A 22917-nucleotide genomic window follows, 5' to 3' on the forward strand; every position below is an offset into this window, starting at 1 on the left:
CGACCAGGAGATAGTTTTTTCAGACTAAGCGATTAAGCCAGGTCTTTTTTCAGCAGCTTGGACAATGCGCCCAGCTCGATGTTGATTACACCCAATACACCCAAGGCAGACCATCCGAAGAAGACGAAGCCATAGTGCAGAGGAGCAACAAACAATTCTTCCATAAACCAGAAAGTATGACCCCACTCATTCAAACCAACGTTTGGCAGGATCATGAACGGACCTACAACAACAACCAGGTATTGCAGAGACAAACCTTGTTGGTAAGTTGGAAGTCTTGTTTTAGCATATAAGAAAGAAGCACCACCAGTGATGATGTAGATTGGGTAGCTCAAGTAGAACTCGATGATATGACTTGGAGTGAAGTCAGTATCACGAACGATCGTTTGATGCCAAGTACCATCTTGCTCTGTGAAGTAGCTAGCACCGAAGTAGATCGCGATGCCGTACATCATCAACCATGTCCAGTGAGTAAAATGTCTTCTTAACTCTTCACGTGGAGTAATTGACATTACTTTACGATCGCGAGATTTCCAGATGTAGCCCCATAATACAGAAGCTGTTAATACTTCTAATACCATTTCGATATACAGGAAGTTCATCCAGTATGTTTCGAACTCAGGTGCGAATGAATCCAGACCTGCGGACCAACCATAAACACCTTCATACCAACGAACCCACGCATAGAAAACCAGATACAAAGATGCGCCGGCAATGATATTTTTTTTGTTCAAAAGTGGTGCTTCTGCAGCATCAGCTTTAACTGACTCAGTTGTAGCAGCCATTTCTACCTCCTAAAAAATTTATAAAACCCCTAAGGGCGGTTGCTTTAGAACATCCCTATAACGCTTTATTCAAGCTCCACCAGTCCAATTTGGTGCTGCTCAGTTTATCATTTCGAAAAGGCTTGTCAACAAAATTTATGACCAATCTAGTACACTATCAATTATCCCATCCATATCCACGCCCCATCCAGCCTATCCTCAAGCCCTTAATCGCATACCCATCACACGCAAAAAAAATCTTTCTTTTAGATTTAATTTTGATTCAATTCAGATCATAAAACCGCAAATAATTGTTCGCTAACCACCCCGCAATTTATTGAAGTAATACATTGAATTAAGTAACGAACATGAAATAATAATTTTGCAGTAATCGAGACTATGGCTCTTGCAGCCATTCAAGTCGGCTAAAAACGCAATAATGTAAACTATGTAACAGTGAAGCCGTGCAATAAGTTAATTGTTTATCCCTAACACTAAAAAACAGATAACTTAGCCTCTCTTTTTTGAAATAATTGGAACTGAGAAAGGTGATAGACACATAATTCCATTAGGGTTTCCGGCCAGCCCCCCCCCCTGTGAGAGCCTGCTACCAGCACAGGGCAACCTATCCAAGAGCCAACCAAAAGCGCTTTAATTTAAAGTAACTGCTCCATCTCTTATTTGGTGGCGAGCCTTCGGATTCATTGTGAAGCCTTAAAATTTCGGATCACACTAATATCGGCTATTAAGGCGATAATTTTTTAATGACAGCATGAAAGCAGGGAGGACTCCAACTTGGAATGAACAATAGGCAGTACCAAAGCCTCATACGGATGAAAGACGGATACAAACAGAGCGCCGAAGATGTTGTGAAATAACCGCCCCAAAAACCCCCATAACCAGAACGAAGCATGAATCCCGCTCTATCTTTCTTCCTGAAGCCGTCGAGACGAGCGGTAAGCAAAATCGCTTTAGCTCAAAAAGTGGGTCGGAGCAGAAAGATAGCTGCAAACTCTATTTTGATATGCATTTGTGTAAAACTTTTGTTCAACCAAGAGGTTAGCGAGAATTTTAAATATTTTCTTGAAACACCTTATTTTCCATGGTTAAGTTGTTGAATTTAAATTTAATAACTTCCGCGTTGACTGCGGCAAAATATTCTGCAGATCGGCTCTACTATGCTAAAAGTAATTGAGGTAACAATATTTATATTCTGCTGGCCCTGGATTCGAACCGACATTTGCCAATACTAATGCAGGATGCACATAATAGCTTTCGATTACCTCGATCTACTGTTTGGCGTCTATGAACGCCAAACTTTTCGCCCTCAATAATGAAAAGATTTTTCGGAATATGAAAGCGAGGAACCCTTAAATAGAGTGCGGCGACATAAATACCAACTTAATGTCTATACCTTATGCTTGTTCAAGGATTATCCTAGAAAAAGCATTTCACCATGAATAATAAATTTTAATTCAAAAACTTGTATTGAATGTTACTTAATTAACATTCAAAGCATTAAGCTCCGCCAAGGGGTCCTTGATGCTGAATTTCATGCGATGTCTATGAGGTCTTCAGGCACAGGTATACATTCATCTATTTCTGAACGAAACAACGACCACTCACTACTTCCGGACCCGGAAGCACTTAACTATTCAAAATAGATTGTAGGGTACGCTACGCGTACCTAATGGATGCATCCTTTTGCAAAACCTTAGGGCAAAAAAAAGCCCGTGTTGAGTGATCAACACGGGCTTTTGGGATAAGCGCCTGGCAATTCCCTACTTTCACATGGCAAAGTGCCACACTATCATCGGCGCTAAGCGGTTTCACTTCCGAGTTCGGGATGGGATCGGGTGGGACACGCTCGCTATGGTCACCAGGCAAACTGGTTACAGCAGGTTCAAGGTTTCAGCGTCCAGGTTAGAGGATTTTTTCTTTAACCCTAATTCGGCTTTGCTGTTGAGCCTACTCAAAACTCTTTAATTCAGGTGTTTTCAGTTTTATCGGGTTGTTGGTTTCTGTCGCTTAGCCTTTGGCCTTGCGCCTTTCACCTTGAACCTTTCTTTTTTCACCTGTTTTTTTGGAAATCTGTACACGTTTTTCGCTCTCTCGCTTTAGCGATTGTCGGCCTTAACACCGTCGGTGCAAACCGATTGGGTGTTATATGGTCAAGCCTCACGGGCAATTAGTATCAGTTAGCTTCATACATTACTGCACTTCCACACCTGACCTATCAACCTGATCGTCTCTCAGGGCCCTTCAGGGGACTCACGGTCCCAGTGAGATCTCATCTTGGGAGAGGCTTCCCGCTTAGATGCTTTCAGCGGTTATCCCGTCCGAACATAGCTACCCGGCAATGCCATTGGCATGACAACCGGAACACCAGAGGTTCGTCCACTCCGGTCCTCTCGTACTAGGAGCAGCTTCCCTCAAATCTCAAACGCCCACGGCAGATAGGGACCGAACTGTCTCACGACGTTCTGAACCCAGCTCGCGTACCACTTTAAATGGCGAACAGCCATACCCTTAGGACCTGCTTCAGCCCTAGGATGTGATGAGCCGACATCGAGGTGCCAAACACCGCCGTCGATATGAACTCTTGGGCGGTATCAGCCTGTTATCCCCGGAGTACCTTTTATCCGTTGAGCGATGGCCCTTCCATTCAGAACCACCGGATCACTAAGACCTACTTTCGTACCTGCTCGACTTGTCCGTCTCGCAGTCAAGCGTGCTTTTGCCTTTACACTCATCGCATGATTTCCGACCATGCTGAGCACACCTTCGTGCTCCTCCGTTACTCTTTGGGAGGAGACCGCCCCAGTCAAACTACCCACCAGACACTGTCCCCAATCCCGATAAGGGACCTAGGTTAGAACTTCAAACATACCAGGGTGGTATTTCAAGGTCGGCTCCACACCAACTGGCGTTGGTGCTTCACAGCCTCCCACCTATCCTACACAAATAGGTTCAAAGTCCAGTGTCAAGCTATAGTAAAGGTTCACGGGGTCTTTCCGTCTAGCCGCGGGTACACTGCATCTTCACAGCGATTTCAATTTCACTGAGTCTCGGGTGGAGACAGTGTGGCCATCGTTACGCCATTCGTGCAGGTCGGAACTTACCCGACAAGGAATTTCGCTACCTTAGGACCGTTATAGTTACGGCCGCCGTTTACCGGGGCTTCGATCAAGAGCTTCTCGTGAGATAACCCCATCAATTAACCTTCCGGCACCGGGCAGGCGTCACACCCTATACGTCCTCTTTCGAGTTTGCAGAGTGCTATGTTTTTGCTAAACAGTCGCAGCCACCAGTTTAATGCTACCCTCTTCAGCTCCATCCGCAAGGGACTTCACCTAACAAGGGCGTACCTTCTCCCGAAGTTACGGTACCATTTTGCCTAGTTCCTTCACCCGAGTTCTCTCAAGCGCCTTAGAATTCTCATCCCACCCACCTGTGTCGGTTTAGGGTACGGCCGCAGGTAACCTGAAGCTTAGAGGTTTTTCTTGGAAGCAGGGCATCAATCACTTCGTCTCCCCTAAGGGATACTCGTCGTCACGTCTCAGAATTATGGAACCGGATTTGCCTAATTCCACTCCCTACTCGCTTAAACTGCCTATTCCAACAGACAGCTGACCTAGCCTTCTCCGTCACCCCATCGCAGTTACCTCCGGTACAGGAATATTAACCTGTTTTCCATCGACTACGCCTTTCGGCCTCGCCTTAGGTGCCGACTAACCCTGCGTCGATTAGCGTTGCGCAGGAAACCTTGGGTTTTCGGCGTGGGGGTTTTTCACCCCCATTATCGTTACTCATGTCAGCATTCGCACTTCTGATACCTCCAGCCGACTTCTCAATCGACCTTCGCAGGCGTACAGAACGCTCCTCTACCACCTTACTTACGTAAGATCCGTAGCTTCGGTACTATGCTTAGCCCCGGTGAATCTTCCGCGCAAGCCGACTCGACCAGTGAGCTATTACGCTTTCTTTAAAGGATGGCTGCTTCTAAGCCAACCTCCTGGCTGTCTGGGCCTTCTCACATCGTTTCCCACTGAGCATAGATTTGGGGACCTTAGCTGACGGTCTGGGCTGTTTCCCTTTTCACGACGGACCTTATCACCCGCCGTGTGTCTCCCGTGCTCGCACTTGTTGGTATTCGGAGTTTGCATCGGGTTGGTAAGTCGAGATGACCCCCTAGCCGAAACAGTGCTCTACCCCCAACAGTGATACACGAGGCGCTACCTAAATAGCTTTCGAGGAGAACCAGCTATCTCCGGGCTTGATTAGCCTTTCACTCCGATCCACAACTCATCCGAATCCTTTTCAACGGATCCCGGTTCGGTCCTCCAGTTGGTATTACCCAACCTTCAACCTGGTCATGGATAGATCGCCCGGTTTCGGGTCTAATCCCAGCGACTATGACGCCCTATTCAGACTCGCTTTCGCTACGCCTCCCCTAGTCGGTTAAGCTTGCCACTGAGATTAAGTCGCTGACCCATTATACAAAAGGTACGCAGTCATCCCGCCCCTAAATTACTCTAAGGTGGGTTTGATTCGGTCCATTAATTTACGCTTTGCACTGCCGTGATGCTTGATACGATATTCTCGCTGCCTCGCTCCACTTAATGTTAAAAACGCTTCGTAATAAACCACTCGCCACTGATTGCTTTTAGTTGCTATATTTTTACCTGCATTATGCGAGTTAATTCGCTCTTTCAGGTTACTCGTGCAGCCAAAGTAAAACTTTTCTTTATCTTCAATTGCTTGTAAGACATAAAAGTAATGCATTTGTTTTTCCTAAAGTAATTTAGGGGCGGGACTCCTACTGCTTGTACGCATACGGTTTCAGGTTCTATTTCACTCCGATCTCCTCGGTTCTTTTCGCCTTTCCCTCACGGTACTGGTTCACTATCGGTCGATAAGGAGTATTTAGCCTTGGAGGATGGTCCCCCCATGTTCAGACAAGGTTTCACGTGCCCCGTCCTACTCGTTTTCATCCAGCTCCAGTTTTCGTGTACTGGGCTATCACCGTCTATGGCTGCTCTTTCCAGGGCATTCCACTAACTGGGGCTGGACTTAAGGGCTGGTCCCCGTTCGCTCGCCGCTACTAAGGGAATCTCGGTTGATTTCTTTTCCTCCGGGTACTTAGATGTTTCAGTTCCCCGGGTTCGCCTCCTTAAGCTATGTATTCACTTAAGGATAATCAGGTTGTCCTGATTGGGTTGCCCCATTCGGAAATCCGCGGATCAAAGTTAGTTTGCAAACTCCCCGCGGCTTATCGCATGCTACTACGTCCTTCTTCGCCTCTTATCGCCTAGGCATCCACCGTATGCGCTTATTCACTTGACCATATAACCCCAATCAGTCTGACCGCTCTCGCACTACCTTTCGGCATGCTAAATTCGGCTCAGAACGCTGGCGTTATCTGTCAGCTGACATTTTCGCTTTCTGCTTGAGAACTCATTCACTTCACGTCCGGTTCGTTTTCGCTTTCCTTCCGCCTTCGCCTTGCGGCGCTAACGTTGTTAAGCTTGACTTTACCGGCTGTGTCGGTGAATTTGTTTTTCGTGTACCTTCTCGGTTTAAATTGCTTTAAACGCTGAAGTTACAGTGTACAGATTTCCAAGTTGTTAAAGAGCTATTACTGACGTTGTTTCCGTCACCAATGCTATACAGTCTTGCTAGGCCTTCGCCGTTAAAACTGTATAGCATTGGTGGAGCCAGGGAGGATCGAACTCCCGACCTCCTGCGTGCAAGGCAGGCGCTCTCCCAGCTGAGCTATGGCCCCTTTGGGGTTCGTGCAAACTAAACACTGCTAGCTTGACGGGTGGTCCTTCCGCTTCTAGGCTTGCGCCGCGTTGGTGGGCCTGGGAGGATTTGAACCTCCGACCTCACCCTTATCAGGGGTGCGCTCTAACCAACTGAGCTACAGGCCCAGGCTCGTGACGTCTTCGATCAAAATAATTTGTTGTGGGTACTTATGACGAACGCTTGCTGTCTTTGTAAGGAGGTGATCCAGCCCCAGGTTCCCCTAGGGCTACCTTGTTACGACTTCACCCCAGTCATGAATCACAAAGTGGTAAGCGCCCTCCCGAAGGTTAAACTACCTACTTCTTTTGCAACCCACTCCCATGGTGTGACGGGCGGTGTGTACAAGGCCCGGGAACGTATTCACCGCGACATTCTGATTCGCGATTACTAGCGATTCCGACTTCATGCAGTCGAGTTGCAGACTGCAATCCGGACTAGGACCGGCTTTCTGGGATTTGCTGACTTTCGCAAGTTCGCTGCCCTCTGTACCGGCCATTGTAGCACGTGTGTAGCCCTACCCATAAGGGCCATGATGACTTGACGTCGTCCCCACCTTCCTCCGGTTTATCACCGGCAGTCTCCCTAGAGTTCCCACCATGATGTGCTGGCAACTAAGGATAAGGGTTGCGCTCGTTACGGGACTTAACCCAACATCTCACGACACGAGCTGACGACAGCCATGCAGCACCTGTCTCAGAGTTCCCGAAGGCACTCTACGATCTCTCACAGATTCTCTGGATGTCAAGGGTAGGTAAGGTTCTTCGCGTTGCATCGAATTAAACCACATGCTCCACCGCTTGTGCGGGCCCCCGTCAATTCATTTGAGTTTTAACCTTGCGGCCGTACTCCCCAGGCGGTCAACTTAATGCGTTAGCTGCACCACTAAGTCTTAATAAAGACCCAACGGCTAGTTGACATCGTTTACGGCGTGGACTACCAGGGTATCTAATCCTGTTTGCTACCCACGCTTTCGTACCTCAGCGTCAGTTTTAGGCCAGAGAGCCGCCTTCGCCACTGGTGTTCCTTCCGATCTCTACGCATTTCACCGCTACACCGGAAATTCCACTCTCCTCTCCTAAACTCTAGCTGCCCAGTATCAAATGCCGTTCCCAGGTTAAGCCCGGGGCTTTCACATCTGACTTAAACAGCCGCCTACGCACGCTTTACGCCCAGTAATTCCGATTAACGCTCGCACCCTCCGTATTACCGCGGCTGCTGGCACGGAGTTAGCCGGTGCTTCTTCTATAGGTAATGTCAAGGCATCAGCTATTAACCAACGCTTTTTCCTCCCTATTGAAAGTGCTTTACAACCCTCAGGCCTTCTTCACACACGCGGTATTGCTGGATCAGGCTTGCGCCCATTGTCCAATATTCCCCACTGCTGCCTCCCGTAGGAGTCTGGGCCGTGTCTCAGTCCCAGTGTGGCTGATCGTCCTCTCAGACCAGCTATGGATCGTCGCCTTGGTAGGCCTTTACCCTACCAACTAGCTAATCCAACGCAGGCTCATCTGATAGCGCGAGGTCCGAAGATCCCCCGCTTTCCCCCGTAGGGCGTATGCGGTATTAGCTCGGATTTCTCCGAGTTGTCCCCCACTACCAGGCAGATTCCTACGCGTTACTCACCCGTCCGCCACTCGTCGGCTCCCGAAGGACCGTTACCGTTCGACTTGCATGTGTTAAGCATACCGCCAGCGTTCAATCTGAGCCATGATCAAACTCTTCAGTTTAATATGGTTTGTGACTAAATAAGATCAGTCACCAATCTTGGCTCGACTAAGAATTAAACGTAAACTGCTTGAATTAACGTGTTGTTCTTGCGTCGAATAGCTTTAACCGCTAAGCTATTCGCCACAAGCACCCACACAAATTATTTTGATCTGCTTGTTAAAGAGCTGGAAGAACTTTCTCTCCCGTTGAGCCCGCCTATTATACAGAGGCTAAACTCAATGTCAAACTTTATTTTCAAGACTTATTTAATCGATATACTAAATAAACCCTAAACTCTTTCCTTGGTGCCCAGGGGCAGAATCGAACTGCCGACACGAGGATTTTCAGTCCTCTGCTCTACCGACTGAGCTACCTAGGCGCACCGTGAAAGAGCGCGTATTAAACAGGATTCTTAATTTTGAGTCAAGCTTGTTTTGATCTTTTTTCTGCAGCGACTGATTTATCCATTTAAATCAAACTGATGGCTTTTGAAAAAATTCCGAAGCAAACCCCATCGTATACACTCGTCTGTGCACACGGGAATTCATTAGCGAATATTGACAATAGAGACAAACCACAACTACTTCACCTAACCCGTTTTTTGCTCTTATAAAACATCTTGCTATACCTTTCTTACTTAAAATTTCGGTGATGCTTAAGGAGGCTCCGGAGTGCCTGGCAAAGGCCTTGCCCGCATGGGTGCTGGCATAGAGCTTACATGGATGCATTCACCCAGAACCTAAATTCCATAGCCCATTGGACATGATTAATAGCCTTAGATCATTTAGGGCTGGGTTCACGACGTCCTTTGACGGGCCCGGTGCCGAATTTTGAACTACGATGGGCATCCTTCTTAGATGGAGCCAAGCAACATCGCCTCAAATGCCGAGCAATACTTAACAGGGACAATCCATTTATACTTTATTATATGAATATCCAATTTTTAGCGCTTAAATCAAACCCACAGGAACTCAATTAATTTATACTTTTGGGTTGCGTCTATTGAAATTTCAATCGTGCAACCCATATTCTGTATTATATTCATGCCAACAATTCAGATTCTTTTCCTTATACGGGATAAGACAGGTAGAATTGCCATACTAACTCATTATTGAACCGGGAATTAGAAGTGAACTTCAGAGGAACAACCATTCTTTCCGTCCGACGCGGAGATAAAGTGGTCATTGGCGGTGACGGCCAGGTCACGCTTGGCAACACTGTTATGAAAGGCAACGCACGTAAAGTTCGGCGTTTATATCACGATAAAGTGATCGCTGGCTTCGCCGGCGCTACGGCCGATGCATTTACCTTGTTTGAGCATTTTGAAGGCAAGCTGGAAAAACATCGCGGCAATTTAACTCGCGCAGCCGTTGAAATGGCTAAAGATTGGCGCACCGATCGTGCTTTACGCAAGCTTGAGGCTTTGCTTACAATTGCGGACGCAAAATCCTCTTTGATCATATCAGGAACCGGAGACGTTATTGAGCCGGAACACGAACTCATAGCCATCGGCTCCGGAGGACCTTATGCACAATCAGCAGCCCGGGCTCTGTTAGAAAATACTCAACTTAGCGCGCGTGAAATCGTTGAACGCTCGCTAAATATCGCTGCAGACATATGCATTTATACAAACCATAACCTGCGCATTGAAGAACTCGACGCTGAACCCAAAGAGCCGACCGAATGAGCCAAATGACACCAAGAGAAATCGTCCACGAACTGGATAAACACATCATAGGACAAGCTAACGCCAAACGAGCTGTCGCAATCGCGTTACGTAATCGCTGGCGACGCAGTCTCGTTAGCGGGATTCTACGCGATGAAATCACCCCAAAAAACATCTTGATGATTGGCCCCACCGGCGTCGGCAAAACCGAAATTGCCAGACGCTTAGCCAAACTAGCGAACGCGCCATTCATTAAAATTGAAGCTACTAAATTTACCGAAGTGGGCTATGTCGGCCGCGACGTTGAATCGATCATTCGCGATCTCGTCGATACTGCGGTAAAAATGACCCGCCAAGAAGAGATGGACAAGGTTCAAAACAGGGCGGCCGATGCCGCTGAAGAATCAGTACTCGACATCTTGCTACCTAGCGCCAGCGGTGGCATGCTTTCCGAAACCGAGTCGTCCACGCGTCAAAAGATGCGCAAAAAACTACGCGAAGGCGAATTAGACGATAAGGAAGTTGAAATCGATGTCCGAGTTGCCCCGCTCGGCGTTGAAATCATGGCTCCCCCCGGCATGGAAGAAATGACGAGTCAATTACAAGGGATGTTTCAAAATCTCAGTAGCAGCCGAAAAAGTACTCGTAAAATGAAAATCAAGGATGCTTTGAAAGTACTGCAAGAAGAAGAAGCCGCCAAACTAGTCAACGAAGAAGATATCAAGCTACGCGCCGTTGAATCCGTGGAACAAAACGGCATCGTGTTCTTAGACGAAATCGATAAAATTTGCAAGCGATCCGAAATGGGTAGCGGTGGCGGTGAGGTTTCCCGAGAAGGCGTTCAACGCGACTTGTTACCACTGGTTGAAGGCAGTACGGTCAGCACCAAATATGGCACAATCAAAACCGATCATATTTTGTTCATTGCCTCAGGCGCCTTTCATTTGACCAAACCATCGGATCTCATTCCAGAATTGCAGGGCCGTTTTCCTATTCGAGTTGAACTCGATGCCCTAACCGCCGATGACTTTGTGCGTATTCTGACAGAACCGGACGCCTCATTGACTGAGCAATACCAAGCTTTATTAGCTACCGAAGGAGTATTGCTGAACTTTTCTCAAGAGGGCATTCAACGCATTGCCGAATTAGGCTGGCAAGTCAATGAAACAACGGAAAACATTGGCGCAAGAAGGCTGCATACCCTATTAGAGCGGTTACTGGAGGAAATATCCTTTAACGCACCTGACCTAAATGAACAATCGATTACAATTGACGCAGGCTACGTCGATGCCCATCTTGCCGAGTTAGCTCAGGATGAAGACTTAAGCCGATACATACTATAGGCGGGGCCGTAAACTTATGCGCCTGACCGTACAAGAAATCGACACAACACCGACCGAAATCAAGTTACATCAGAATTCACGAATTTTGGAAATTAGTTTCGATGACGGACACACATTTTCTTTGCCTTATGAATATCTTCGCGTATACACGCCTTCGGCAGAAGCGATAGGTCATGGACCCGGCCAGGAGATATTACAAATAGGCAAAGAAAACGTCACCATCAACGAACTTAAACAGGTCGGCAATTACGCAATAACCCCGGTTTTTAGCGACGGTCATAAAACGGGCATTTACACTTGGCCATTACTTTATAAATTAGGCTTGGAATACAAGGAGCTATGGGCTGCGTACTTGGATAAACTGGAAGCGACTGGACAACCACGTCATCAGTAACCCAAAGTCTCCCTCCGATATTATGCGAGCATTCTCGATGCCGAGACGGTTATGTGGCTTAAGATTTTGCCGCCTTAAGCCCTTGTCTTCGGACCAACAACCTTGCTTTCGACTAAATTCGATCACTGATTAGCGCCTAACCGGAAAAAAACATGACTAACGAAAACACAACACATTTCGGCTTCAAACAAGTCGCTAAGGAAGAAAAAGTTCAAATGGTCCGGAGTGTCTTCGACTCCGTAGCCGGCAAATACGATATCATGAATGATTTAATGTCGTTCGGCATTCATCGCATTTGGAAACGCATCGCAGTACAACTCAGCAATGTCCGTAGCGGCGAAAGTGTACTTGACCTAGCCGGCGGCACCGGCGACCTAACAATGCTCTTCGAAAAACGCGTCGGCAAAAAAGGGCAAGTCGTCCTTGCAGACATCAACGCAGAAATGCTGCGTAATGGTCGCGATCGCCTGATTGACCACGGCATCATCGGCAATATTCGCTTCGCCCAGGTCAATGCGGAATGCCTACCTTTCGAGGACAACTCTTTCGACTGCGTTTGTATCGGCTTCGGGTTGCGCAATGTTACCGACAAAGACGCTGCATTAAGATCGATGTTTCGCGTGTTAAAGCCGGGCGGAAGGGTCATCGTGCTGGAGTTTTCCCACCCGACCGACAAATTGACCGAAAAGGTTTACGACTTTTATTCATTCAACTTGATGCCTAAAATCGGAAAGTTCGTCGCAAAGGACGAAGAGAGCTACCGGTATTTAGCCGAATCGATCCGCATGCATCCGAAACAAGACGACCTCAAAAAAATGATGGAAAACGCAGGACTTGAACGCTGTGAATATTTTAATTTAACGCAAGGCATCGTGGCAGTACATAGAGGCTATAAAATCTAATAATGCCGCCCCATTTACCGACGATTCACTCATGACCTTAAAACCCCTACTGCTTAGCGTTTTCGAAACCGCCTTGAATCGCTTCGTCGCACTTGACCGCGATGCCGGTTATTTATTGGCCCCGTTAACCGGCAAAGTGATCCGCATTACCATCCGGCCGTTCAATGAAACCCTCTATCTTTGTCCTTCGGAAACCGTTATTCAAGTCTTAGATGACTACCCTGCCCCGGCCGATACTTTATTGACCGGCACGGCACTAGCATTCGGCGCAAAAGGCTTGGGAAACACATTATTCAACGACTCAATCGAAATCAGCGGCGATAGTGAAGTCGGGCATGCATTCATTAGCCTTTTCGAAAAAATAGATATCGACCTCGAAGAACCACTATCGCGTTATACCGGTGATATCATCGCACATCGCATAGGTAACTTTTTTCGTACCGGCCAACGCAGGACCGGCGAATTGCTCGAAAGCTTCCGGCTCAACCTAACGGAATTTCTTCAGGAGGAAGTTCGAGACTTGCCCGCAAAACCAGAGGCCGATATTTTCTACCGTAAAACCGGCGACCTGAAAACCGATCTCAACCGATTACAAAACCGTCTCGAAAATCTTGAGATTACCTACACCACGCAGCCTTAACCCTATATTCAAACCAACCCTTTGACTCATCCACGACAATATTACGACAAGGTAACTCAGTGATCCGCCCAAAAATATTGCTGCGCCTGATTCACATCAACTGGGTCCTGGTCTTCCACGGCCTTGATGAAATTGTCCTCAAAACGCACTTATTCCGCCCAATTCGGTATTTAGCCTTCTTATCTCCTACCTTTTGGCTACGGCGCGGAACAGAAGCGCGCGGCGTCAGAATTCGTCGCGCACTCGAAGATTTAGGCCCAATCTATGTAAAATTCGGCCAAGCCTTATCCACCCGTAAGGATCTACTACCTGAAGATATCGCGGATGAACTGGTCAAGTTACAAGATAAAGTTCCTCCGTTTTCCAGTAGTATCGCCCGTGCGATTATCGAAAAAGAATTGGGAATACCGATCAGCGAGGCTTTCGCCGAATTCGAAGACGAGCCGCTAGCGTCGGCCTCGGTCGCACAAGTGCATACTGCGGTGTTAAATAACGGTGAACAGGTCATTGTTAAGGTATTACGACCCGACATCGAACAACGCATACAATCCGATGTAGGCTTGCTATACGAATTAGCTCGCTTTGCCGAACGTTTTTGGAGCGACGCCCGACGATTAAGGCCTCGGGAAGTTGTCATGGAATTCGAGAAATCGACACTAGATGAACTCGACTTAGTCAGAGAAGCCGCCAACGCCGCTAAATTGCGCCGTAATTTCGAAAACTCGGAAATGATTTATGTGCCGGAAGTCCATTGGCCGTTGACTCGACAAAAGGTCATGGTCATGGAACGCATCAAAGGCATACCGGTCGGCAACATAGAACAATTGCGAGCCGGCAACGCCGACTTCAAACTACTTGCCGAACGCGGCGTCGAAATTTTTTTCACGCAAGTCTTTCGCGATAATTTTTTTCATGCCGACATGCATCCCGGCAATATTTTCGTCGAACTCCCTGCCAAATACCTCGCTGTCGATTTCGGCATCGTCGGCACTTTGTCAGAATCCGATCAGCGTTACTTGGCCGAAAACTTTCTAGCCTTTTTCAATCGGGATTACCGCAGGGTTGCGCAAATGCATGTTGAATCCGGCTGGGTTCCCGGAACGACGCGTGTCGAAGACTTTGAATCGGCCATCCGAAGTGTTTGCGAACCGATTTTCGAAAAACCGCTCAAGGATATCTCTTTCGGACACTTATTACTGCGTTTGTTTCAAACCGCCCGGCGCTTCGACATGCATGTTCAACCGCAACTGGTGCTACTGCAAAAAACCCTGCTTAATATTGAAGGACTTGGTCGCCAACTTTATCCTGAACTAGACTTATGGCAAACCGCGAAACCATTTCTGGAAAAATGGTTTCACGAACGTCTAGGCCCGAAAGCCAAAATACAAAAAGCCTTGCAACAGTTTCCCGAACTAGCGGAGCAATTCCCGGAAATCCCGGCATTGGTTATGAAGGCATTGAACGACGCTGGTCACGCCCGCGCGCAAATGGATCAACAAAACCGCGAATTGCATTTATTACGCAAACAAATCGAACGTAACCAAAATACCACTTTGACTTCGATTTTGATTGGCGCGGCAATGATAGGCGCCGCTATTTTGCTACAATAATACAACGTTAGATCACGCGACTAACTCGCCATATTCATTAGCCTTATATTCCCTTTATACTCAAAAATTGACTAACTTCATGAGAGCGTAGCGTTTTTTAGCAAGGGTCTCGGCAGCAGTGTGGATTTTTGCTCCGTGCAATATTCGCGTTCACTTTGCACCTAAATTCCATAGGTCATTCTCTATGAATCGAAATCATCAATAATTTTGGCGCGGGGTCCTCGGAGCCCTTTTGACGAGCTTACTGCGCCTAAGTTTGACTAGCTACACTTTGAACCCTATCTCAACTCACCATCAGGAGCCAAACATATGTCGATAAAAAAAATGGTCGATCTGGACTTATCAAATAAACGCGTATTGATTCGTGAAGACTTAAATGTCCCGATCAAAAACGGAAAAGTGGCTAGCGACATCCGCATACAAGCCAGCTTGCCCACTATTAAACACGCCTTATCAGCCGGCGCCGCAGTCATTCTGATGTCGCACTTAGGTCGTCCCGAAGAAGGCGTTTACAGCGAAGAAGCCTCGATGAAACCGGTTGCCGAACATTTGCAAGGATTACTAGGCAAACCCGTACGCCTAGAAAAAGACTGGATCGACGGTATCGAAATTCAGCCAGGTGAAGTCGTTTTATGCGAAAACGTGCGCTTCAATAAAGGAGAAGGGAAAAACAGCGAAGAGCTCGGCAAAAAAATGGCCGCCCTATGCGATATTTTTGTAATGGACGCATTCGGCACTGCACATCGCGCTCAAGCGTCCACGCACAGCGTAGCGCAATTTGCACCGATCGCTTGCGCCGGACCCTTATTAGCTAAAGAATTGGACGCCTTAGGCAAAGCATTGGAGAGCCCTGACCGGCCTCTGGTCGCAATCGTGGGCGGCTCGAAGGTTTCGACCAAGCTCACCGTACTCGAATCCCTATCGCAAAAAGTCGACAGGCTCATCGTCGGTGGCGGTATTGCCAATACCTTTATCGCTGCAGCCGGATTTCCGGTAGGCAAATCCCTCTATGAAGCCGATTTAATCGATGAAGCCAACCGATTGATGGATCAAGCCAAACGTAACGGAGCTGAAATCCCGGTTCCGGTCGATGTGGTTTGCGCAAAAGAGTTTTCGGAAAGCGCCGCCGCAACAGTCAAAAAAGTCGCCGATGTTCAAGACGACGATTTGATTATGGATATCGGTCCTGAAACTGCGGCGCTTTATGCCGACATTCTAAAATCTGCGGGCACGATCGTGTGGAACGGGCCGGTCGGAGTTTTCGAATTCGATCAATTCGGTGGCGGTACCGAATCCCTATCCCAAGCCATTGCCGACAGCAGTGGCTTTTCAATTGCCGGCGGTGGTGATACGCTAGCAGCCATCGACAAATATGGAATCGAAGAAAAAGTATCCTATGCTTCGACCGGCGGCGGCGCGTTTCTTGAATTTTTGGAGGGCAAAGAATTACCGGCCGTAGCCGTTTTAAAACAACGCGCTTGAGAAACTCCGGATCAACCGATAACACGTCGAGGCAACGACTCCGGTGAAAAATTTATCGCATCTTCGAAATTATACCCATCGCAGATCAAAATTCGGCACCGGGGCCCGTCAAAGTACGCCGTGAATCGTCCATGTAGGCTCTTTGCCAGGCACCCCGGTGCCTCCTTAGGCACTGCCGAAATTTGAAGAGCGAAAGGTATAACGCCTGTTTAAGCTTAACACCACTGTCTCAGCCTCTCGCGACTGTTACAAACCGTTCGTAATTTGAACTGCAAAAGAGTTATCAGAGTCTTTTATTGAAACGCTGATTTAATCAGCGTTTCCTTTTATAATAGATGCCCTTTTCATCCGGCCTAAAGGCCGGTATTTATTGTTTCACAGGATTACCATGGCCAGAGTTACTATTGAAGACTGCCTTGAGCACGTCGAAAACCGTTTTAAACTGGTGTTGTTAGCCAGCAAACGCGCCCGCCAATTGAGCAAGGGCGCGGAAGAGTTTATCCCGCGCGGCAAAGACAAAGACACCGTACTCGCCTTGCGCGAAATTGCTGCGGGACATGTCAATGCCGACAATATCAATCTGCTGCATCGAACCGGCGACGATACCGAAGCCGATTTAACACTCTAATAAAGCCATGTTACAACTAGCTGACAGTCTCGAACTCGAACGCCCTCAGGATAAACTGATCCGGCGTTTATGCTCGACTCTGGAAAGCTATATGGACCAAGCCCAAATCAACGATATCTGCAGGGCCTATCAGTATGGTGCGGAGGCGCATGCAGGCCAGTTCAGAAAGAGCGGAGAAGCTTACATTTGCCATCCTATCGCCGTAGCCATCAGCCTGGCGGAAATGCGCATGGATGCGAAAGGGATCATGGCTGCGCTACTGCATGATGTCATCGAAGACACGCACGCCAGCAAGGATGACCTCGGCCGCTTGTTTAGCATGGAAGTGGCCGAACTCGTCGACGGCGTTACAAAGCTGAGCAAAATCGACAGCAAATCGCGTGCCGAAGCCCAGGCTGAAAATGTCCGAAAAATGTTTTTGGCCATGACCAAGGATTTGCGTGTCATCATGGTCAAGCTAGCCGATCGTCTGCATAACATGCAAACCTTAGGCTCGATGCCGCCTGAAAAAAAACGCCGAATCGCTCGAGAAACACTGGATATTTATGCTCCCATCGCCAATCGACTGGGCATGAATCATATCCGCCATCAATTGGAATCCCTCGGTTTTAAAGCCTTATACCCCGGCCGCCATGCAGTCCTAAAAAACGCCGTCAAAAAAGCTCGAGGGAATCGAAGAGAAATCGTCGAAATCATCCAAAATTCGATTAAAAACCGCCTACGCGAAGCCGGCTTGGACTGCGAAGTCGAAGGACGCGAAAAAAATCTTTATAGCATTTATCAAAAAATGCTGAACAAAAAGATATCATTTGCCGACGTATTCGACGTTTATGCCTTTAGAATTCTTTGCGATCAACCCGACACCTGCTATCGCGCACTGGGCGTCGTTCATAATCTCTATAACCCGGTCCCAGGTCGATTCAAAGATTATATCGCATTGTCCAAGGCCAACGGTTATCAGTCCCTGCATACGATATTAATCGGCCCTTACGGCGTCCCGATTGAAATTCAAATCAGAACCCATGAAATGCACCGAATGTCGGAATCGGGCATTGCCGCACATTGGCTTTATAAATCCGATAGCGATAAAGCTGAAAGTGACAAAACCGAGCACGCCCAAGCCCGAGCTAATGAATGGCTGCGTGAATTACTGGAGATTCACAAATCGGCCGGCAACTCCATGGAGTTTATCGATAATCTTAAAATCGATCTCTACCCCCAAGAAGTCTTCGTATTCACGCCTCAAGGCGGCATTATCAAATTGCCACGCGGCGCAACGATCGTCGACTTCGCTTATGCGGTTCATACCGATATCGGCAATTCCTGCGTCTCGGCTCGAGTCGATAAACAACTGGTGCCGTTACAAACGCAACTCGAAAACGGCTTAACCGTCGAAGTCATCACCACATCTTGGGCCCGCCCCAATCCGCTCTGGCTAAACTATGTCGTCACCGCGAAGGCCCGCAGCAGCATCCGCGCCTATCTGAAGAACTTTAAACAACAGGAAGCGATCAACCTCGGACGCCGCCTCCTGGAAAAAGAATTGCAAGGCATGAACTTACAATTGGACACCATTCCATCGGAGCGCGTGAACAAACTTTTGGAGGTATTGTCGGTCAACTCCATGGATGCCTTACTCGAGGACATAGGACTCGGTAATAAAATGCCGTTTTTGGTCGCCAAACGCTTGAGCCAAGACGACATCTCGTCGACGGTTAGACTCGACGATAACGAACAAGGCGTCAACAGCCCGCTAATTATCAAAGGCACGGAAGGCATGGTCGTCACACTGGCAAAATGTTGCCGCCCGATACCGGGCGATTCGATCGTCGGTTTTTTCAACCCCGGACGCGGTATCGTCGTTCATCATCATGAATGCAGAAACAGCAGCGATTCGAGAAAAAAACAAACCGGCTGGCTGGATGTCGAATGGAGCAAGGATACCAGTGGAGAATTTCCGGCTGAAATTCGCATTGAGCTACTCAATCAACGAGGCACACTCGCGAATATCGCCGCAACCATCTCAGAAATGGACTCGAATATCGAAAACGTCACGGTAGTCGATCAGGACGACCGAGTCTCGGTAGATTTGATCACACTCACCGTTAAAGACCGAGTCCATTTAGCCAATATTATGCGCCGCCTGAAAAAATTGACGATTGTTTTAAAGATTACGCGAGTCAAGGCCTAGATAAATACTCTTAAATCAAAATTATCACTCTGCTCATGAATAAAGAAATCATCCATACCCCGGACGCGCCACAAGCCATCGGCACTTATTCGCAAGCCGTTAAAGTCGACAATACCGTTTACTTATCCGGTCAAATCCCCTTGAACCCTAAAACCATGTACGTTGTCTCGGAAGACATTCGTAGCCAGATCACCCAAGTGTTCCATAACTTGAACGCGGTCACGATAGCAGCCGGCGGCGACTTAACGGACATCGTCAAATTGAATGTCTATTTAACCGACCTCACCAACTTCCCTATCGTCAACGAAATCATGGGTGAATTCATCAGCGAACCCTACCCGGCCCGTGCTGCGATCGGAGTCGCTGCATTACCGAAAGGTGTTGGTGTAGAAATTGACGCAGTGATGCATTTACGCAACGAACTCTATCCGGCATAACGCCAACACTCTACGATGGACCGTAACGATCCACTTGATCAATCGGTCGCTTCATTGGGCGGCATCGGCAAACAAACGGCAAGCAAGCTAGAAAAGCTGGGCATCCGAAGCTGTCAAGACCTGATTTTCCACCTCCCACACCGCTATGAGGATAGAACTCGCATCCAAGCGATAGGCACTCTAAAACCGGGGATGACTGCCTTGATCAAAGGAAAAGTTGAATTAACCGACACGCTGTTGCGAGGCCGTAAAAGCCTGATCTGCCGAATCGGCGACGGCACCGGGTTTATTAGTCTACGTTTTTTTCATTTTAGCGCCGCGCAATTGACGCAGCTGAGCCCTGGAACCTACCTCAGTTGTTTCGCGGAGGTCCGTCACGGCTATGCGGGCTTGGAAATGATCCATCCCGACTATAAAATCCTCAACAATCCCGAACAAACGGTCACCGAAGACACCTTAAGGCCGGTTTATCCGCTGACCGAAGGTTTAAGCCAATCCTTACTTAGAAAAGCAATCAAACAAACGTTAAACCTGCATCTTAAACACTTGATCGATTGGTTACCGAAATCGCTTTTACAGCGTTTCAATTATCCTACATTAATAGAAGCCATCAACTTCCTGCATGCCCCAAACGAACGGATAACTGCCGAGACATTACTCCAAAACGATAATCCGGCGCGAAAACGTTTAGCCTTTGAAGAACTGTTAAGTCACCACCTCAGCTTGAGAGTCGTCCGTGAGCAAGCCCGCGAACAGCCCGCCTCTCCTTTTACTATTGACGAAACTACCCGTCGGCATTTTCTAAAATCGCTGCCGTTCCAACTAACCGGTGCGCAACAACGCGTCATCACTGAAATCGAAGCCGATTGCAGTCAACAACAACCTATGTTACGCCTGGTACAGGGCGATGTCGGCTCCGGCAAAACCGTCGTTTCGGCATACGCCGCCTTATTAGCCTTGGCAACGGGATATCAAGTCGCGGTCATGGCGCCGACCGAATTGCTGGCCGAACAGCATTTTCGAAATTTTAACGCCTGGTTCGACAGTTTTCAGACTCAAATCATCTTCTTGACCGGGCAAATCAAAGGCAATACCCGAAAAGCCGCGCTCGAAACGCTTGAAGACGGCTCTGCCGGCATCGTGATAGGCACGCACGCCCTGTTTCAAGAATCCGTCACCTTTAAAAAACTGGGGTTGATCGTCATCGACGAACAGCACCGCTTCGGCGTGCATCAACGCATGGCGCTCAGAGACAAAGGCCGTAACGCCGGCATTCGCCCGCATCAACTGGTCATGACCGCCACACCGATCCCGCGAACCCTGGCTATGCTACAATACTCGGACCTGGATATATCGGTCATCGACGAATTACCGCCCGGCAGAAAGCCTATTGTCACTAGCGTCATTCCCTCCGAACGCCGCGAAGAGGTCATTGCCCGTATCGGTAACTGGATCGCTCAAAAACGGCAAGCCTACTGGGTCTGCACCTTGATCGAGGAATCCGAGGCCTTACAATGCGAAGCCGCCGAAAAAACCGCTGAACTACTCACCCAAGTATTACCGGACATTCGTATTGGACTGGTACACGGACGCATGAAAGCCGCCGACAAGGATGCCGTGATGCAAGACTTTAAGAACCAACGAATCGATCTTTTAGTCGCGACCACCGTCATCGAAGTTGGCGTGGATGTTCCCAACGCCGGACTCATGATCATCGAAAATCCGGAACGCTTGGGTCTATCCCAACTTCACCAGCTGCGAGGACGGGTAGGCCGGGGCAAAGACGATAGTTATTGTTTGCTACTCTATCAATCCCCTCTCTCCGACACGGCGAAACACCGGCTCGGTATTCTAAGAGACACAAACGACGGCTTTGTGATTGCCGAAAAAGACCTGGAACTACGCGGACCGGGCGAAGTCATGGGTACCCGGCAAACCGGACAAATGCAATTTAAAATCGCCGATTTGGATCGAGACACGGACCTACTGGATAATATCCCAACGATTGCCGAATCGCTGCTACACCATTCCCCCGATGCCGTTCAACCGTTAATCAAACGCTGGCTCGGAGAAACCGTCAATTACGCCGAGGTATGATACGCTTGCCGATTAAAAGCCTTTTATTAGCACAAGAACCGAACTGGATCGTCAGTCGCCCCGGAGAACACCGTACGATTTCGCAGTCAGCGCAATCCTGGATCTACGAGCCCGGATCGATCACGCAACGATTGCGCAGCTACTACGGCGATGCCGTCAAAGTAAAAATACTGCTCAATTGTCGGCGCCTGCCTTTTTTAGGCGAACGCAAACGGCTCAAACTCAATCAGGGACGCTACACCTTAACCCGCGAGGTGTTATTGCATGCCGACGGCAAGCCGCTAGTCTTGGCTCGCACGCTGATTCCGGAAAAAACAATCAAAGCCGCTCGGCGCAACCTAGCCCACCTTGGCACTAAACCGCTGGGGGAAGTGATTTTTTCTTATCCTAAGTTAGCCAGACTGGAAATGGATTTCGCGCTTATCGACTTGCCGCTTTGGACGCCCTTTGCCGTCAACGAAGCCCGTATCGAACAACCGCTCTGGGCAAGAAGAACCGTCTACGCCATCCGCCATAAACCGCTACTGGTTAACGAGTTCTTTTTACCGGAAGTTTTAAACTTGCTTTAAATCGAATTCGGCGCCGACGGATGTTGCAAGAACCTTCACCGCCAAGCGCCGAATTTGAAACGTGAGCGCTAGAATTACCGCTTACCGAATAGATTAGGGCTTTTCGGTTGAGCTTTTTTTTGCAGACAATGGTATGCGGCGCTTTCAAATTTAATCCTAAGCGACTGCGTATTTTTATTTTCTTTGACGAACAGCTCGGCTTCCTTGGCCGTCAAATCCTTGAGCAGATAGGTCGCGATACACATGCAAGGTTCGGCAAAACGTTTTCTGTCGAGTTCTTTATTGACTGAATTCTTAACTTCCCTTTCCACACATTGATCGGCAAATTCGTGTTCGAATTGATGCTTGACTAAATCGCTGACTTCGCTCCCGTGAGCGTGATCATACTTAACATGAGCTTTGCTTTTAACAGGCTCCGTAGGTCTCGAAGAAGACTTATCGTCCGAGCATCCGGCGATCAAAAAAAAGCCCGTCAACAAGACGCCCCACACTAGACTAATATTTTTTATATAATGCATTGTTTTGATAATAGTTTTAAAGTTTAGATACTTAAGGCCAAACGAAACAATGATATGATGATTTCATGTCTTTGTATACCCTAGTACAATACGAGTAGCAATTCCCAATTTGGGGATCAAACAGGGTGTGGGGTATGCTTGGCGAGGATGTCGGCAGCAGG

14 protein-coding genes, 3 tRNA genes and 3 rRNA genes are annotated in these 22917 nt (G+C 48.1%); 12 read left to right on the top strand and 8 right to left on the bottom strand.

The genetic code is table 11. From position 1 onward, the window contains the following. Positions 1–32: 32 nt before the first annotated feature. The 7 genes from amoC to ACINK7_RS19655 form a co-directional block, all read right to left on the bottom strand. Positions 33–785, bottom strand: a complete 753-nt coding sequence (gene amoC, locus ACINK7_RS19625) for a bacterial ammonia monooxygenase, subunit AmoC (protein WP_014147020.1) — start codon at positions 783–785, stop codon at positions 33–35. Positions 786–2532: 1747 nt separating this feature from the next. Beyond that, positions 2533–2648: ribosomal RNA gene (gene rrf, locus ACINK7_RS19630) — 5S ribosomal RNA — on the bottom strand. A 283-nt stretch (positions 2649–2931) separates the two neighbouring features. Beyond that, positions 2932–6110, bottom strand: a 23S ribosomal RNA gene (locus ACINK7_RS19635). A gap of 363 nt (positions 6111–6473) precedes the next feature. Then, positions 6474–6549 (bottom strand) — tRNA-Ala (locus tag ACINK7_RS19640). A gap of 71 nt (positions 6550–6620) precedes the next feature. Further along, a tRNA-Ile gene (locus ACINK7_RS19645) sits at positions 6621–6697 on the bottom strand. 67 nt (positions 6698–6764) lie between these two features. Beyond that, positions 6765–8299: ribosomal RNA gene (locus ACINK7_RS19650) — 16S ribosomal RNA — on the bottom strand. Together the 16S, 23S and 5S rRNA genes with 3 tRNA genes alongside form the textbook arrangement of a ribosomal RNA operon. A 283-nt stretch (positions 8300–8582) precedes the next feature. Then, positions 8583–8658: transfer RNA gene (locus ACINK7_RS19655), tRNA-Phe, on the bottom strand. Positions 8659–9408: 750 nt separating this feature from the next. Here ACINK7_RS19655 and hslV point away from each other — a divergent pair. The 12 genes from hslV (at position 9409) to ACINK7_RS19715 (ending at position 22238) form a co-directional block, all read left to right on the top strand. Beyond that, positions 9409–9966: an ATP-dependent protease subunit HslV gene (gene hslV, locus ACINK7_RS19660; protein ID WP_404361485.1), complete on the top strand. Its 558-nt coding sequence runs from the start codon at positions 9409–9411 to the stop codon at positions 9964–9966. After that, on the top strand, positions 9963–11288 hold the full coding sequence (hslU, locus tag ACINK7_RS19665; protein WP_341326498.1) for an ATP-dependent protease ATPase subunit HslU: 1326 nt from the start codon (positions 9963–9965) through the stop codon (positions 11286–11288). Before hslV ends, hslU begins: the two co-directional genes overlap by 4 nt. Before the next feature lie 16 nt (positions 11289–11304). Beyond that, complete coding sequence (locus tag ACINK7_RS19670) at positions 11305–11682, top strand: gamma-butyrobetaine hydroxylase-like domain-containing protein (RefSeq protein ID WP_404357927.1); 378 nt, start codon at positions 11305–11307, stop codon at positions 11680–11682. A 152-nt stretch (positions 11683–11834) separates the two neighbouring features. Beyond that, positions 11835–12584: a bifunctional demethylmenaquinone methyltransferase/2-methoxy-6-polyprenyl-1,4-benzoquinol methylase UbiE gene (gene ubiE, locus ACINK7_RS19675; protein WP_404357929.1), complete on the top strand. Its 750-nt coding sequence runs from the start codon at positions 11835–11837 to the stop codon at positions 12582–12584. A 31-nt stretch (positions 12585–12615) separates the two neighbouring features. Next, entirely contained in the window at positions 12616–13224 is a 609-nt protein-coding gene (locus ACINK7_RS19680; protein WP_404357931.1) for an SCP2 domain-containing protein, read from the top strand. A 59-nt stretch (positions 13225–13283) separates the two neighbouring features. Continuing rightward, complete coding sequence (gene ubiB / locus ACINK7_RS19685) at positions 13284–14834, top strand: ubiquinone biosynthesis regulatory protein kinase UbiB (protein WP_404357933.1); 1551 nt, start codon at positions 13284–13286, stop codon at positions 14832–14834. Positions 14835–15143: 309 nt separating this feature from the next. After that, positions 15144–16316, top strand: coding sequence for a phosphoglycerate kinase (locus ACINK7_RS19690; protein ID WP_404357935.1), 1173 nt, complete (start codon positions 15144–15146; stop codon positions 16314–16316). 388 nt (positions 16317–16704) lie between these two features. Beyond that, positions 16705–16944 carry a DNA-directed RNA polymerase subunit omega gene (rpoZ, locus tag ACINK7_RS19695; RefSeq protein WP_014149963.1) on the top strand — a complete coding sequence of 80 codons (240 nt, stop codon included), beginning with the start codon at positions 16705–16707 and terminating at the stop codon, positions 16942–16944. Between the two features lie 7 nt (positions 16945–16951). After that, a complete protein-coding gene (gene spoT, locus ACINK7_RS19700; protein WP_404357937.1) occupies positions 16952–19135 on the top strand; it encodes a bifunctional GTP diphosphokinase/guanosine-3',5'-bis pyrophosphate 3'-pyrophosphohydrolase in 2184 nt (727 codons plus the stop codon). 35 nt (positions 19136–19170) lie between these two features. Then, on the top strand, positions 19171–19572 hold the full coding sequence (locus tag ACINK7_RS19705) for a RidA family protein (protein WP_404357939.1): 402 nt from the start codon (positions 19171–19173) through the stop codon (positions 19570–19572). Between the two features lie 15 nt (positions 19573–19587). Continuing rightward, positions 19588–21669: an ATP-dependent DNA helicase RecG gene (gene recG / locus ACINK7_RS19710; RefSeq protein ID WP_404357941.1), complete on the top strand. Its 2082-nt coding sequence runs from the start codon at positions 19588–19590 to the stop codon at positions 21667–21669. Further along, positions 21666–22238 carry a chorismate--pyruvate lyase family protein gene (locus ACINK7_RS19715; RefSeq protein WP_404357943.1) on the top strand — a complete coding sequence of 191 codons (573 nt, stop codon included), beginning with the start codon at positions 21666–21668 and terminating at the stop codon, positions 22236–22238. The genes recG and ACINK7_RS19715 overlap by 4 nt, the downstream gene beginning before the upstream one ends. Before the next feature lie 74 nt (positions 22239–22312). On the opposite strand, the gene ACINK7_RS19720 is transcribed toward ACINK7_RS19715, so the two are convergent. After that, entirely contained in the window at positions 22313–22756 is a 444-nt protein-coding gene (locus ACINK7_RS19720; RefSeq protein WP_404357945.1) for a hypothetical protein, read from the bottom strand. Between the last annotated feature and the right edge of the window lie 161 nt (positions 22757–22917).

The sequence above is a fragment of the Methylotuvimicrobium sp. KM1 genome, from assembly GCF_044788715.1.
Classification (GTDB): domain Bacteria; phylum Pseudomonadota; class Gammaproteobacteria; order Methylococcales; family Methylomonadaceae; genus Methylotuvimicrobium.

Excerpts from the sequence above, each read along its gene's own strand:
- amoC (WP_014147020.1), bottom strand. The coding sequence starts at position 785 with ATGGCTGCTACAACTGAGTCAGTTAAAGCTGATGCTGCAGAAGCACCA.
- hslU (WP_341326498.1), top strand. The coding sequence starts at position 9,963 with ATGAGCCAAATGACACCAAGAGAAATCGTCCACGAACTGGATAAACAC.
- ACINK7_RS19670 (WP_404357927.1), top strand. The coding sequence starts at position 11,305 with ATGCGCCTGACCGTACAAGAAATCGACACAACACCGACCGAAATCAAG.
- ubiE (WP_404357929.1), top strand. The coding sequence starts at position 11,835 with ATGACTAACGAAAACACAACACATTTCGGCTTCAAACAAGTCGCTAAG.
- ACINK7_RS19680 (WP_404357931.1), top strand. The coding sequence starts at position 12,616 with ATGACCTTAAAACCCCTACTGCTTAGCGTTTTCGAAACCGCCTTGAAT.
- ACINK7_RS19690 (WP_404357935.1), top strand. The coding sequence starts at position 15,144 with ATGTCGATAAAAAAAATGGTCGATCTGGACTTATCAAATAAACGCGTA.
- rpoZ (WP_014149963.1), top strand. The coding sequence starts at position 16,705 with ATGGCCAGAGTTACTATTGAAGACTGCCTTGAGCACGTCGAAAACCGT.
- spoT (WP_404357937.1), top strand. The coding sequence starts at position 16,952 with ATGTTACAACTAGCTGACAGTCTCGAACTCGAACGCCCTCAGGATAAA.
- ACINK7_RS19705 (WP_404357939.1), top strand. The coding sequence starts at position 19,171 with ATGAATAAAGAAATCATCCATACCCCGGACGCGCCACAAGCCATCGGC.
- recG (WP_404357941.1), top strand. The coding sequence starts at position 19,588 with ATGGACCGTAACGATCCACTTGATCAATCGGTCGCTTCATTGGGCGGC.
- ACINK7_RS19715 (WP_404357943.1), top strand. The coding sequence starts at position 21,666 with ATGATACGCTTGCCGATTAAAAGCCTTTTATTAGCACAAGAACCGAAC.
- ACINK7_RS19720 (WP_404357945.1), bottom strand. The coding sequence starts at position 22,756 with ATGCATTATATAAAAAATATTAGTCTAGTGTGGGGCGTCTTGTTGACG.